Origin of the sequence: Pseudomonas sp. VD-NE ins, assembly GCF_031882575.1 — a bacterium.
GTDB lineage: Bacteria > Pseudomonadota > Gammaproteobacteria > Pseudomonadales > Pseudomonadaceae > Aquipseudomonas > Aquipseudomonas fluorescens_BZ.
This window is the reverse complement of the sequence record NZ_CP134772.1, coordinates 5,188,410-5,202,961: the sequence shown is the minus strand read 5'-3', so window position 1 is coordinate 5,202,961 and position 14,552 is coordinate 5,188,410. Positions and strand designations below refer to the sequence as shown.

Annotated in this window: 6 protein-coding genes; 2 read left to right on the top strand and 4 right to left on the bottom strand. The window is 59.6% G+C overall.

Features of this window, described 5'->3' with window-relative positions; all coding sequences use genetic code 11:
* Positions 1-69: 69 nt before the first annotated feature.
* The 4 genes from RMV17_RS23150 to RMV17_RS23135 all read right to left on the bottom strand — a co-directional run bounded on the left by RMV17_RS23150 (position 70) and on the right by RMV17_RS23135 (position 11,733).
* On the bottom strand, positions 70-2,709 hold the full coding sequence (locus RMV17_RS23150) for an RHS repeat-associated core domain-containing protein (RefSeq protein WP_311882802.1): 2,640 nt from the start codon (positions 2,707-2,709) through the stop codon (positions 70-72).
* 27 nt (positions 2,710-2,736) lie between these two features.
* Positions 2,737-5,505 carry an RHS repeat-associated core domain-containing protein gene (locus tag RMV17_RS23145; protein ID WP_311882800.1) on the bottom strand — a complete coding sequence of 923 codons (2,769 nt, stop codon included), beginning with the start codon at positions 5,503-5,505 and terminating at the stop codon, positions 2,737-2,739.
* On the bottom strand, positions 5,502-10,007 hold the full coding sequence (locus tag RMV17_RS23140; protein WP_311882798.1) for a SpvB/TcaC N-terminal domain-containing protein: 4,506 nt from the start codon (positions 10,005-10,007) through the stop codon (positions 5,502-5,504). Before RMV17_RS23140 ends, RMV17_RS23145 begins: the two co-directional genes overlap by 4 nt.
* 202 nt (positions 10,008-10,209) lie before the next feature.
* The gene (locus RMV17_RS23135; protein ID WP_311882796.1) at positions 10,210-11,733 is read right to left on the bottom strand and encodes a fumarate hydratase; all 1,524 of its coding nucleotides are present in this window, start codon (positions 11,731-11,733) and stop codon (positions 10,210-10,212) included.
* A gap of 774 nt (positions 11,734-12,507) precedes the next feature.
* Between RMV17_RS23135 and RMV17_RS23130 the strand changes: the two genes are divergently transcribed.
* Positions 12,508-13,614 carry a GGDEF domain-containing protein gene (locus RMV17_RS23130; RefSeq protein WP_311882794.1) on the top strand — a complete coding sequence of 369 codons (1,107 nt, stop codon included), beginning with the start codon at positions 12,508-12,510 and terminating at the stop codon, positions 13,612-13,614.
* Entirely contained in the window at positions 13,607-14,542 is a 936-nt protein-coding gene (locus tag RMV17_RS23125; protein ID WP_034153451.1) for an iron-sulfur-binding ferredoxin reductase, read from the top strand. The genes RMV17_RS23130 and RMV17_RS23125 overlap by 8 nt, the downstream gene beginning before the upstream one ends.
* Positions 14,543-14,552 lie beyond the last annotated feature (10 nt).

The following is a 14,552-nucleotide window of genomic DNA, read 5'->3' as shown; positions in this document are numbered from 1 at the left end:
GGCAGGTCGGGCGGGCACGATAGCATGTGCCGAGGTGGGCCGCCGTGCTGTTCGCGCGGGCCACGTGGGTCATACGGCCGTTTCCTGCACCTGATGTCGCCGCTGTAGATTCAGCCGTGGTTTCGGCACGGGTCTGGGACGCGGCTCGTCAGCAATTGACTGTTCCAATTGTTGCAGGCGTTCAGTCACACCGTCGGCTTCGCTGAGGCTATCAAGTATGTCTTGTGTCGTTTCCAGTGCGTTCCGGGTGTTGTTGATGAGCTCAGTGGTTTTAGCCGTTATCGTGCGGTAAGCGTCAGCGACTGAAATGCCCTCGTCCACCATTTTTGCGAAATCGAGCTGATCGAGCGGGGCCATATTTTGGACTTCTTTCAGAATGGCTTCTGTAGCTGTTTGCCGGATCTGGTTTATCCCGTCCTGAACAGATCGCGGGAGCGTGCCATTGACTAGATCATTTGCACCCTGCGCAATGGTTTGCGTGGCGTCGCGGACTTCAGCCGTGTGCAGTGCTTCGGTTACGCGAATGCCACGCTTGAAAAAACGGTAGCGAATATAGGCAGCTCCTGATCCGCCAAGCAGACCGCCGACAAAACCGCCAATCGTATTGCCAATTACCGGCGCGAATGATCCGGCTGCACCGCCGACAGTGGCTCCGACGGTGAAACCGAGCCCAAACGCCGCTAATCCGTTTTTACTGAACAGGTAGCGGCGAAACGTCATACGCGCGCGGGTTTCCTGACTGACATTGGCTTCGTCGTCGGGGCCATCAAATTCAGTTGCGGCATCGTGGGCCTGGCTGGCGACGTTGGCAGTGGTGCGAAATGCACCGATGATCTGGGAAAAATCGAACCGTCCGCGCCCATCGGTATCGACATAAATCATCGGGTTGTTCGACACCATCGCATACAGATTCAATCCATCCACATCCCCCGCCGGATCGGCACTGACCCAACGCTGCAACCATGGCGCGTAGTAGCGTGCGCCGTAGTAGTACAAGCCGCTGACGTCCATTTCCTTGCCTGAATAACGGATGAAGCGGTACGTGGTTTCCGAATTCGGTGCCATCCACGCGGTTTCACCGAAGGGGTAATAGCCTTCCTGGCTGATCATGACGGCGTCTTGATCCAGTTCCATCACGCTGGAGCCGAGATGATCTTCGAGGTTGTAACGCAGTTGGTCGTCGTTGATGTCTTTGGGTTTGTTCTTTGCCCAATGCAGACAGCGGGCGTTGCCGAGACTGATGACGTGCAGTTCTTCGCCGTTGTCGCGGGTGCGGATTTCCAGCCCCGGCAAGTAGCGCACCTGATGAAAATGTTCGGCGTTGGCCGCGAAGGTTTCGTGGCGTTTGAACACGCGCACGCCCTGGCTGTAGCGGTAATGCTCGGCATCACTGCGGGCGTTTTCGCGCGAAATCAGGGTCACGCTCTCCAGCTCATCGCGAACGTTCCATTGCAGCGGCTGGCCTGGTTGCACGGACCGTTGATTGCCGTGCGGGTCGAACAGTTCGTCGAACACCGGTTCCGGCTCGCCCGGTGTCCAGCGCACCCCGCGATTGCTGTGCGGGTCGATGCGCATGTGCCGGGTTGAGTTGTTGCCTGCGCGTACATGACACAGTTCGATCAGGTTGCTGCCGCTGTCGTACTGATAAGTCTGGCTGTAGTTGAGGCGGTTGTTCGGGTCACTCGGTAGCGGCAAACCGGGAATGTCCGAGGGCGGGGCGTCGTCGTAGCCGGTGGCGCTGGTCAATCGATAGAGCGAGTCGTAGGTGAAATCGCGGTGGCCATCGATCAGTTGATTGGCGAAATATCGCGGCTGAAAAGCGTGGTCTTCGATGCGGGTGATATTGCCGACGGGGTCATAAAAGTATTCGAGGTTTTGCAGGACAGCGCCGCCGTCCTTGCGGCTGGACTGGATGTGCAGACGACCGTCCGCCGGGTCATACGCCCATTCACTGAGGACGCGATTACCGGCCAGTTGCTCGATGATCTGATCGTTGGCGTTGTACTGGGCGTCCCGTAACACCGGTTGCCAGTCCGGCGTGCCGCTGATCAGCAGATCGACTTGCTTGAGTTGCCCGGCCAGACCGTAGCGCGAGCGTCGTTGATGGCCGCCGGCGTCGGTCTGTTCCAGCAGCGCGCCGAGCGGGCTGAACACATGCTCGCTGATGCACGCTTCGCCATCGTGAAAGGTTCGGGTCTCATGCAGTGGCTGGCCGCTGAGGCCGAAACTGTCCGTGAGCAGCGAACCCGAGCGATCCTTCTGCTCCAGCAATTGGCCGCGCCGGTTGTAGCCCGCATCAGCCGAGGCGTCGGCATAGGTAAAAACATCAACGCTGGCTTCACCATTTTCATCGACCGCCACCACCCGCAGTTGCTGATCGAACGTCGTGCGCCAATGGTGGTTGCGCTGGTCCCAACGTTGCAAAGGCTCGCCGGCCAGCCCCGGCAGATTCAGGCGCCAGCCAGCATCGACACTGTCGGACTTCAATACCGCACCGTTCAGGTTGTAAACCGTAGTCAGGCAAGGTGCCGACAGACGCGGATCCCATTGCCCGACCTGATGCCCGGCGTGATCATGCTGCTGACGGGCGACCTGGCGCTCAACTTGCGCGCCGGTCACTTTACGCAGGTACGTGACATTGCTGAGCGGAAGATTTCTGGGGTCATGAACGCGCAGCGTTGGCGTATGCCAGTGTACTGACTGATTCATGCCCAGACACTCGCACAGACCGTCATCTCAGGCAGCCTTTTTCTTGTTGGTATGTTTCTGCTTTAGCAAAAACTGATTGTCCGTGGTGCCCATTTCCTTGTACCAGCCGACCATGGTCTGGGCCCGTGAAATATTGCCCAGGACGGCGTTGGTTTGTTCACGCATGGCCGAGCGCGTGATTGGTTTCAGCCTTTGCGCGGAAGTCATATGGGTAATGTTGGGCAATATCTCGGCGGGCGAAATGACGTCAGTGCCCAGTGCGTCAAATGCGTTCTCTGCCCAGCCAGCGCGTTGTTCTACGGCTGCTTTCCATTCATCAAGCATGTTTTCGATTTTCTGGATTTTCGCTGGGTCCAGTCGATTCTTGATGTCCTCGTTATCCATTGCCTTTTTAAACAGATTCAGAAAGTGCGGGACGATCGATATCGCTGCGCCAAGCACTCGGCCGATCAGAAATTCAGGGTTGATTACGGAGTTGAGGGCAGGGTGGATCAATTCGCTTTTTACGTCTTTCCACGATTTGATCTCCTTGACGGGACCGTCGATGCCCAAACTATTGTCAATGGCGCTGACAGACATTTTCGAGGTCTGAGGAATCAGTGGGCCCAAATTGATTCCGCCACTTTCCGCTACCGGATCTATCATTTTTGTGCCGACATCGCCGGCGATGTTACCGCCGACAACGCCCCCTACTGTCGGATAGGCGGCGATCTCAGTTGGAGGGGGAATAATGCCATCGACAAATCCGCTGCCGAGACTTCCAGCGTGGGTGGTTGCGGCATACCAATAGCCGCCTTCGACGACAAAGCTCAGCACCATATTTCTGTTGAGTCCAAGCGGATGGAGAATGTTATGCAACTGATTCACCAACTCCGTGGAGTAATTGTTGACGACTGAAACAAAGTCCGACGTCAGCAAAATCACGCTTTCGGCACGCGTGTTGCCGTCAGGATCGACGTAGCGCATCGGGTTGTTGCCCACAAACGCATAAAGATTCAGCCCATCGGCCTGCTCTGCATCCGCACTGACCCAGCGCTGCAACCACGGCGCGTAGTACCGCGCGCCGTAGTAGTACAGCCCACTGACATCCATCTCCTTGCCTGAATAACGAATAAACCTGTAGCGCACTTCGACTTCGTGGCGTGCGGCCATCCACGCCGTTTCGCCGAATGGGTAATAACCCTCCTGACTGGTCAGATCGCCCTGTTGGTCCAGTTCCATCACACAGGAACCGAGGTGATCTTCGAGGCTGTAGCGCAGTTGATCCACGTCGATTACATCGGGTTTGTTCTTTGCCCAATGCAGGCAGCGGGCGTTGCCGAGACTGATGACGTGCAGTTCTTCGCCGTTGTCGCGGGTGCGGATTTCCAGCCCCGGCAAGTAGCGCACCTGATGAAAATGTTCGGCGTTGGCCGCGAAGGTTTCGTGGCGTTTGAACACGCGCACGCCCTGGCTGTAGTGGTAATGCTCGGCATCACTGCGGGCGTTTTCGCGCGAAATCAGGGTCACTTTCTCCAGCTCATCGCGAACGTTCCATTGCAGCGGCTGGCCTGGTTGCACCGACCGTTGATTGCCGTGCGGGTCGAACAGCTCGTCGAACACCGGCTCCGGCTCGCCCGGTGTCCAGCGCACCCCGCGATTGCTGTGCGGGTCGATGCGCATGTGCCGGGTTGAGTTGTTGCCTGCGCGTACATGACACAGTTCGATCAGGTTGCTGCCGCTGTCGTATTTATAAGTCTGGCTGTAGTTGAGGCGATTGTTCGGGTCACTCGGTAGCGGCAAACCGGGAATGTCCGAGGGCGGCGCGTCGTCGTAGCCGGTGGCACTGGTCAATCGATAGAGCGAGTCGTAGGTGAAATCGCGGTGGCCATCGATCAGTTGATTGGCGAAATATCGCGGCTGAAAAGCGTGGTCTTCGATGCGGGTGATATTGCCGACGGGGTCATAAAAGTATTCGAGGTTTTGCAGGACAGCGCCGCCGTCCTTGCGGCTGGACTGGATGTGCAGACGACCGTCCGCCGGGTCATACGCCCATTCACTGAGGACGCGATTACCGGCCAGTTGCTCGATGATCTGATCGTTGGCGTTGTACTGGGCGTCCCGTAACACCAGTTGCCAGTCCGGCGTGCCGCTGATCAGCAGTTCGACTTGCTTGAGCTGCCCGGCCAGCCCGAAGCGCGAGCGTCGTTGATGGCCGCCGGCGTCGGTCTGTTCCAGCAGCGCGCCGAGCGGACTGAATACCTGTTGGCTGGTGAACGCTTGGTCATCGTGGAAGGTGCGGGTTTCGTTCAGGGGCTGGCCGGTGAGGGAGAAGCTATCCGTACTCAGCGAACCGGAACGATCTTTCTGTTCCAGCAACTGGCCGCGGCGGTTGTACTGCGCGTTGTCCGAGGCGTCGGCGTAGCTGAACACCTCCACATTGGCCTCGCTGTTTTCCTCGAGCGCGATCACTCGCAATTGTTCATCGAAGGTCGTGCGCCAACAGCTACCGCACTGGTCCCAGCGTTGCAACGGCTCACCGGCGAGTCCCGGCAGGGTCAGGCGCCAGCCAGCGTCGACGCTGTCGGATTTCAATACCGAGCCGTCCAGGCTGTAAACCGTACTCAGACAAGGTGCTGACAGGCGCGGATCCCATTGATCGACCAGGCGTCCGAGGTGGTCATGCTGTTGACGGCTGACCAGCGCAGCAGGCGGGTCAGCCGCTGTGCCACGAAGGTAAGCAATCTGTCGCACCGGCAAGCCTCGCGCATCGCTCACGGACAGCGCGGGTGTACGCCAATGCAGGTTGGCAGTCATGACCGCGATGCCTTGGCTGGCGGTGACGGCTCGGCGGTGTCATTGAAGTCTTCGCTGGTGTGGTACCAGGGGTGGTAGGTTTCTCGAGAGCAGTCGCCCTTGGCGTTGACCACTTTGATCTGTCGGCCAAGGGCGTCATAGAACACCTGATTGAAGAAGCCCATTTCGCGCAGGGACTGATCGTTGACGTAGCTGTGGGTATCGGCGAAAAACGGCCGGAACTGACGGACCGGCAAACCCTTGTTGTTGTATTCGACCCGCTCGCTGATGCGCCAGCGCGGGTCGGCATCGACCTCTTTGAACTGGCCATCTTCGACGATCAGTGAACCGTCGTCGTCCACGGCATATGCCTTGCCCGGATCAACCTTTTGCTGGGTTTGCAGAGCCCTGCCGAAGCCGTCGACGCAGGCTTTGACGATCTGGATCTGCCTAAATGGATCATCGGGGTAGCGGTCGGCAGTGAGGATCACACTGTGAACCGGTTCTCGATGCACCGCACCGATCGCCTTGTGCAATGCCCGCTCTTCAGGCGTCAAAGTAGCGCTGCGCCGGGCGAGTTTTTGCCGCGCACTGGCCCTGATGTGACCGCTGGGCAGGAGATAGCCTTGGGCAATCCATTCACTGGCGCCGTTGGCGATCTGCCCCATCCAGCTGAACAGGTCCTTGCGCAGGGTACTGGCGGCTTTTTGCACGGCGGCGTCCGGAAAGGCAATCGCCGTAGCCGGGCGCCGATCCTGCGGAGGCAAATAGTCGCTCAACGGGTTGAAACCCGCAGTCTGGTTGTTTTCGGTGCCGTAAAAGCTGCTGGCCAAGGGCTGGCCGGAAGGTTCATAGATCGCTTCGTGGGTGTTGTCGTTGGCATCGATGATGCTCAGCGGTTGCAGCGCGTGGTAGTCGTACTCAATGCGCGTGGTACAGCCATCCGGCAGTTCCACGAAGGTCACGGCCAGCGCATGAGCGTCGTATTCGGCGCGGGTGTAGGCGTGGCTGAGGGTTTCGCAATAGCGCCGGACCTTGTAGAAACCGTCGAGGCCGGCGTATTCGGCGTAGCCGAAATTCGCCGACCACAGGTCATTTTCCGTACTGCCCAAGGGATTTACCCAGAACAGAAACGGCATGGGTGTGTAACCGATTTTCTCCAGTTCAGAGCGCACGTTGAAATCTGACAGAACGCTGTAAGCGTCCAGCGCCGTCTTGTCCAGTTGTGCCACTTCCAGTGGACCGACCAAGGCCTCGAATCCGGCAACGCCGTCGTCCAGCCGTTGGCCATCGGTACTCAAGTAGCGCTGTACAGACTGGGTGGTCAGCACCCGTTCAGCGTTCCAGTGCGCCGAATCCTCATGTGCCTTCAGGCACTCATAGGACACTTGCGCGGCTTCAAGCCCGGTGGGCAGGGTGCCTTTGGGCAAGACCAGTGCATTGCCACGCTGCTGAAAAGGCAAACCGAGACGCCAATGCTGCAGGTCCTTGTCCAGATCGATGAGCGCTGAACGGCTTTCATTCAGGTAGAACGATTGTTGCGCCGGGTCATGGGCGTCGAACCACCACTGCTGTACATCCGGGTCGTCGAACGGTGGCGCATCTTTTTCGGTCAGTCGCCGGGCGTAACTCACCGTGATGGCGTGCGTCGGCTGGCCATGGCTGTTGTAGCGCAGGTTCACGTCTTTGCGACACAGTGGATCATCAACCAAGCGGTCGTACTGATAACTGACCTTTTCCACCACCAGTGGCAGCAAGACGGCGGCGGCATAAGGACCTTGCTCGCGAACCTCGCGCACCTGATATCGCACTTCTTCTACGGCATAAGGCGTGGCAATCCCGGGGGCGTCCATGTCTGCATCAGCGTAGGTTTCGCTGCGGACCACCGAGCCGACCAACGCTCGGGAGATCTGGTATCGGCTGTCTTCATCCTGCACCGGAATCAGTTCATCGGCATCGTCTTCCGGGTGATGGCGACTGAACAGGGTGTTACCCAGGGCTACCGCTTGTGCATCCTGATTGAAGTAGTCGTCGCGCGGCCGGTCCATCGATTGCCCGGTATGAAACCAGGTGCAGACCCGCACCGGTTCGCTGAAACCTTCGCTCTCATCTGCTCTGGCGCTCTCACTGTCGGTTTGTTGCAACAGACCGAAACCGCGGAACTCACGCTCGCGGCTGTCGTAGACGCCTTCGCGCCAAGTGAAGGTCTGCGTCAGGCAATTGCCAGTGATTTCATCCAGTTGTTGCTGTTTCTTGACCACCGCCACCGGGAACGGCGGGTGGCAAACCGGCAAACGCTTGAGGGTGAGCAAACGGTGTTTTTCATCCAGCCATTCCTGCGCCGAACTGCGATAGGCGACGCTGGTACTGCAACCCATGTTGTTGTTACTGCTGGTCAGCAGATACGGCTTGGCCGAAACGAAGTCGTAGCGCCAATGTTGCGCCTGCATGTGCGGTACGCTGAGGATCAGGCTGGCGCAGCCCAGGCCTTGCAGGTCAGCGAAGCTCACTTGACTGAGACGGTCGTAGCGCACACCGTCGGGCCACGGCACGCTGATCGGTGTTTGCTCCAGGCCGTTGCCGCCACGATTCAGGTAGATCTCGAAGGTATCCGAGTTCAGATAAATCAGCGACGCGGCACCGGAGCCGTCGAGGTCGGCAAGGCGCACCCGGGACGAATCGAATTGCTCGTAGTTGAAGGGCAACTCGCTGATCTTGCGACCCTTGCCAAACCGGCCGTGGCCCAGGTTCGGCCAGCAGCGGATTTCGTCATGGCGTATCCGGCACAACTCGGGCATATCGCTGCCCAGCAGGTTGCCCAACAGCACCAGTTCTGTGGGGGCGTTGCTGAACACTGGCAAGCGGTCGTCGTCGGGTTCGTGCTGCACCTCTTCCGGCGCGGCGAAGCCTTGTTCGCGCTGGTTGGCATATAGCCGCACCGAGTTCGGTCCGATCAATGCCAGGCTGCTCAAGCCGTCTCCGCTCAAGTCGCCGAGTGTCGCGAGGGTGTTGAAAAACTCCGGAGGGAATTTGCCGAAGGGGACGAAGTCGGCAAACGCGCGTTGCTCGGTCAGCGTGCGAAACCCACTGCTGCCCGGCTGCGCGATGACCCAGTCGAGCCTGCCGTCTCCCGTCAGGTCGGTCAGCAGTTGCTGTACCGGACGGTTGCGATCAGCAACCGGGATCTTGTTCAGTGCGGTCCATGGCCCATAGCCGATTTCATCGGTGCCCTGGGTCGCGCGCTGTGGTTCGCGGTAGTACCAGCTCTGGTCATAACGGCAGAGGAAACCCGGTACACCTTCGCCATAAAGATCGACGCACTGGTAAAAACCACCGTCCTCGATACCCGGTTGAACATCGAGTTCGAAGACGCGCGCCGGGGTTTTATGGATGTCGAAAGGGGCGTAGTCGAACTCGACCGGCGGCGTGTTTTCGACAACGCCGCTGGCATCGAATGCCTGATAGTGCGCCGCGCTGATCTGGCTGTAGGCCCACTGCGTGATGTTTTGCGGTTGGTGATATTCCAACAGAAGGCGGCGCACCAGTTTCGGTTGATCAGTCGTTTGCCCGGGAAAATGATGAAACAGCAATGCCTGTTGGCAGAGTCTGCGAGTGCCCAGCTCAAACCCCTGACCATGGGTTGCAAAACGATCCGGGCGGACTGTCCAGGGTTTCAGGGTGTCGCCGTCATACGCCGGTATGTCAGTCAGTGAAGTGCTGCGCTCGCCGTAATCGAACAGCAGATGAAAGTGCCAGCCCAGTTCGGCGGGATTGTCGATCGTCCAGCTGTACAGGTTGCTGCTGGCTTTGAAGTTGCCGTAGCACACGCGGCGCAGATAGCGCTGGGCGCGGTAGTCATGCAGCGGGTCGGGATCCTGATCATCGGCCTTGTATTCGAAGCAAATGTGTTCGCCGCGCGCGTTCATGCTTTCGCACAGCAGCCATGTGGCGATGCGTCCGGGAGCGTCCGGGTCGGCGATTCGTGTGGCTTCGGTTTTGCCGTAAAGATGCAACGAGCCGTCGGCGCCGTGTATCAACCAGAATACCGGTGGGTCGGTTTCTCTGGTTTGCCGCTGCCAGCGCTCGCGCAGGGCAAAATCGCTTTCCACTCGAGGCCAGTAGCGCACGACTCTGTGTGGGCCAATGTCGACGCCGTTGTAAACGCTTTCCTCACGGAACTGGAGTTCACCTTGTTCATCCAGTTCCGGCATCCACACTTCGCCATCGACACCGATGATCTCGTCGTGATCGCTGTAGCGCGGCACGCCTTTGTGGGTGCGGCGGCTGATCTGACCCGCTCCGCCCAAGTGCCACGAAAGCCCAAACGGACCATTGCCGCTTTGGCTGCTGTAACTCAGCGAAAACTGCGGATCCCAGCCCCGCCCGGCAGACGTCGGAATCGGCAATTCGAACGACGCCGCCCCGGTCGGCCCCACCGCGCCCCAGCTTTTGCCGATGGTGGCAATCGATGCGCTTTTGGCAATGGAGGGGGTGGTGATGCTCAGTTCTTGTTGATCAGCCATGGTCGAATCCATTGCGCGCGAGAGGGGCGTGAATGGACTGACGCTAACAAGAACAGCGCATAAATGAACCTGTCAGATCTGACAGGTGCGCAAGATCATTTTGTATGCTTTCGCAGATTTTTTATCGCGAAGGGTTTGCCCAAATAAAAAACGGCCGGGTCATCGTTGCGGATGAGCCGGCCGTTTTCAGGGTGCGAAGGGCTTACTGCACTTCGACCGCCAGGCTTTCGCTGATCTTCTGTTGCCAGATCGCAGGACCAGTGATGTGCACCGACTCACCTTTGCTGTCCACCGCTACGGTGACCGGCATGTCTTTGACTTCGAACTCGTAGATCGCTTCCATGCCCAGTTCGGCAAACGCCAGCACTTTCGACTTCTTGATCGCCTGAGCCACCAGGTAAGCAGCGCCGCCAACGGCCATCAGGTACACGGCTTTGTTGTCCTTGATCGCTTCGATCGCGGTCGGGCCGCGCTCGGATTTGCCGATCATGCCCAGCAGGCCGGTTTGCTCAAGGATCTGCCGGGTGAACTTGTCCATCCGCGTTGCGGTGGTCGGGCCTGCCGGGCCAACCACTTCGTCACCGACTGGATCAACCGGGCCGACGTAGTAGATAAAGCGGCCTTTGAGGTCGACCGGCAGGGTTTCACCTTTGTTCAGCATCTCGACCATGCGCTTGTGCGCAGCGTCGCGACCGGTGAGCATCTTGCCGTTAAGCAGAACGGTTTCGCCCGGCTTCCAGCTCTGCACGTCTTCCGGGGTCAGGGTGTCGAGGTTGACGCGGCGGGCCGACGGGCCGGCTTCCCAGACGATTTCCGGGTAGGCCTCCAACGGTGGCGCTTCCAGCGAGGCCGGGCCGGAACCGTCGAGCACGAAGTGTGCGTGACGGGTGGCGGCGCAGTTGGGGATCATGCACACCGGCAGCGAGGCTGCGTGGGTCGGGTAGTCCATGATTTTTACGTCGAGCACGGTGGTCAGGCCACCGAGGCCCTGGGCGCCGATGCCCAACTGGTTGACCTTCTCGAACAGCTCCAGGCGCATTTCTTCGATGCGGTTCTGTGGGCCACGGGCTTTCAGCTCGTGGATGTCGATGGATTCCATCAACACTTCCTTGGCCATGACCGCAGCTTTCTCGGCGGTGCCGCCGATGCCGATGCCGAGCATGCCCGGTGGGCACCAGCCGGCGCCCATGGTCGGAACGGTCTTCAGTACCCAGTCAACGATCGAGTCGGACGGGTTGAGCATAGCCATTTTCGACTTGTTCTCGGAACCGCCGCCCTTGGCCGCCACGTCCACTTCCACGGTGTTGCCCGGGACGATGGAGTAGTGAATCACGGCCGGGGTGTTGTCCTTGGTGTTTTTCCGAGCACCCGCCGGGTCGGCGAGGATCGAGGCACGCAGGACGTTTTCCGGCAGGTTGTAGGCGCGACGCACGCCTTCGTTGATCATGTCGTCCAGGCCCATGGTGGCGCCATCCCAACGCACGTCCATGCCGACGCGCACGAACACGGTAACGATACCGGTGTCCTGGCAGATCGGGCGGTGGCCGGTGGCGCACATGCGCGAGTTGATCAGGATCTGCGCCATCGAGTCACGGGCCGCTGGCGATTCTTCGCGCAGGTAGGCTTCGTGCATCGCCTGGATGAAATCCACGGGGTGGTAATAGGAAATGAACTGCAGGGCGTCGGCAACGCTCTGAATCAGGTCGTCTTGCTTGATCACGGTCATGAGTCGCGCTCCTCTAAAAGACGGGAACATTTTAATAGGGCAGCTTTGAGCTTCTAGCTTCGAGCGACAAGTTGGAGCAGTACGCGGACTGTTCGAGCTTGCGGCTTGGAGCTTGCAACTTGAAGCTGGCCCTTTGGGCCGGGCACGCCGGGGCTGCTGGCGCGACGCTAAAAAGGCGCGGCAGTATACCGCGCCTCGATGGGGCATACACGCGCCGGCAGTCATTCGTTGGTCGCATGGCTGGGCGAATATCGGACAGAGGGTGTGCACTTCAAGAGCTACCCCCTCACCCCAGCCCTCTCCCCCAAAGGGGGCGAGGGGGAAAGGGAGCCGATCTTCATGTTGTTCAAACCTGAGTCCGGCTCAGGAAAGGGAGCCGATCTTCATGTTGTTCAAACCTGAGTCCGGCTCAGGAAAGGGAGCCGATCTTCATGTTGTTCAAACCTGAGTCCGGCTCAGGAAAGGGAGCCGATCTTCATGTTGTTCAAACCTGAGTCCGGCTCAGGAAAGGGAGCTGATCTTCATGTTGTTCAAACCTGAGTCCGGCTCGTTATTTCAGGTCGGCGTATCTCGAACAAACAACTCGGTCAGTCCCCTCTCACTCTGGGAGAGGGCTAGGGTGAGGGGCTTTTGGCGGTATGCGCAGGCCACACTTTTGACGTCAAATTTCGAGCCCGAAAATCGGTGGTCATTTATCGACTGGGCCTCTAAAGTGGCAGCCGGTCTGTAGAGTAGGACACTCGGTCAGCCTCTTATCGCACGGTGAGTCAACGATTGACCCATAACGCCATTCAACGTCTTTTGCTCAAACGCTTTGCCCTCGCTGCGGCCACCTATGGATTGGCTTTGCTGCTGCTGTGGCTGGCGTTTTTCACCGGTCATTACGCCCAGTCCCTGAGCTCCGTGGCCATCGGCAGTGCGCTGGTGGTGCTCAGCCAGTCGGTGCTGTTCGCGCTGTTCTGGAGCGGGCGCAACATGCGCTTTGCCGATCCCAGCCTGACCGAAGCGCAGGTGTTGGTCGGTCTCGGCTGGCAGACCTGGCTGATCGCCCATCTGGATGAAGCCCGTGGCGCCTTTCTGGTGTTCTACGTGCTGATCCTGCTGTTCGGCCTGTTCCATCTCAGTCGACGGGCGTTCATCCGCTGCGCACTGCTGGTGTTCTTCAGTTTCTGTGCAATTACGCTGTGGGACGGCTACCACTTCCGCTTGCGCGAACCGGCGCTTGCCGCCCTGCAGGTGTGCATTCTGGCAATGGTGCTGGCGTGGCTGGTGCTGTACGCGCGCTTCGTCCAGGTTTCGCGCCAACGCCAGCGCCAGCGCCGGTTTGCCTTGCAGGCGCATCAGGACACTCTGCGCGGAATGATGCGTCAGCTGGAGGATCTGGTCGCTACCGATGAATTGACCGGGCTGTTCAATCGTCGGCACTTTTTGCGTCTGGCCTCACGAGAGCTGAATGCAATGGACGATGGCGTCGTGCACGGTCTGGCATTGATCGACCTCGACCATTTCAAACGCATCAACGACCTGCACGGCCATGCCGCCGGCGATCAGGTGTTGCAGGCTTTCGCCGGCGTTGCTCAAGCCTGTCTGCGCGACGGCGATGTGCTGGCGCGTTATGGTGGTGAGGAATTCGTCGTGCTGTTGCCCGATTGCGACGCCGAACGGCTGACCGCTTGCTGCGAGCGTCTGCGTATTGCCTTCACTGATGTTGAACTGGTGGGCCTGAATGTGCGCAACCTCAGCCTGTCGGCCGGCATGACCTTATTGGCGTTGGGCGATGATCTGGACGACGCCCTGCAGCGCGCCGACCAGGCGTTGTATCGGGCCAAGCGAGACGGGCGCAATCGTTGTGCGGCCGCGTGGGAGAGCGTCGATGCCTGAACTTCGCGTGGGTGAACGACAATGGTCAGTGGCGGCGGGCAGCAATCTGCTCGATGCCCTCAATCAGAACGGCGTCGCTGTGCCCTACAGCTGCCGCGCCGGTAGCTGTCATGCCTGTCTGGTGCAATGCGTGCAAGGCCTGCCCGCCGACAATCGGCCGGACGCCTTGAGCGCCGAACAGCGTCACGAAGGCTGGCGTCTGGCGTGCCAGTGTCAGGTTGTCGAAGACTTGCAGGTGCACACCTTCGATCCGCTTACCGACGGTCGTCCGGCGGTGGTCGAAGCGCTGGACTGGCTCAGCGACAGCGTTCTGCGTTTGCGTCTGACCCCGCAGCGGCCCTTGCGCTACAGCGCCGGGCAACATCTGGTGCTGTGGATCAATCACATCGCCCGGCCCTATTCGCTGGCAAGCCTGCCGGAAGAAGACCGTTTTCTCGAATTCCACCTCGATTGCCGACAGCCCGGTGAGTTCAGTGATGCCGCGCGGCGCTTGCAGATCGGCGATTCGATCCGCCTCGGCGAACTGCGTGGCGGCGCCTTGCATTACGACCCCGACTGGCACAGCCGTCCGCTATGGCTGCTGGCCGCCGGCACGGGTTTAGGCCCGTTGTTCGGCGTGTTGCGTGAAGCCCTGCGCCAGGATCACCAAGGCGCAATCCGCGTCATTCACCTGGCCCATGATGCTGATCAACACTATCTGGCCAAACCCCTGGCGGCACTGGCTGCGCAGCGGGAAAACCTCAGCGTCGAGTTGTGGACGGCGGCCGAGTCAGCCGCCGCTTTGGCGCAACTGCGCCTTGTTTCCCGGCAAACCCTGGCCTTAGTCTGCGGCTCGACGGCCAGTGTCGACGCCTTCGCCCGGCGTCTGTACCTGGCCGGACTGCCGCGCAACCAACTGCTGGCCGACGTATTTTTGAGCCGTGGTTGAGCGCTGAATT

Bases quoted from the DNA above. Each gene is read 5' to 3' on its own strand.
- RMV17_RS23135 (WP_311882796.1), bottom strand. From the start codon at position 11,733: ATGACCGTGATCAAGCAAGACGACCTGATTCAGAGCGTTGCCGACGCC.
- RMV17_RS23145 (WP_311882800.1), bottom strand. From the start codon at position 5,505: ATGACTGCCAACCTGCATTGGCGTACACCCGCGCTGTCCGTGAGCGAT.
- RMV17_RS23125 (WP_034153451.1), top strand. From the start codon at position 13,607: ATGCCTGAACTTCGCGTGGGTGAACGACAATGGTCAGTGGCGGCGGGC.
- RMV17_RS23150 (WP_311882802.1), bottom strand. From the start codon at position 2,709: ATGAATCAGTCAGTACACTGGCATACGCCAACGCTGCGCGTTCATGAC.
- RMV17_RS23140 (WP_311882798.1), bottom strand. From the start codon at position 10,007: ATGGCTGATCAACAAGAACTGAGCATCACCACCCCCTCCATTGCCAAA.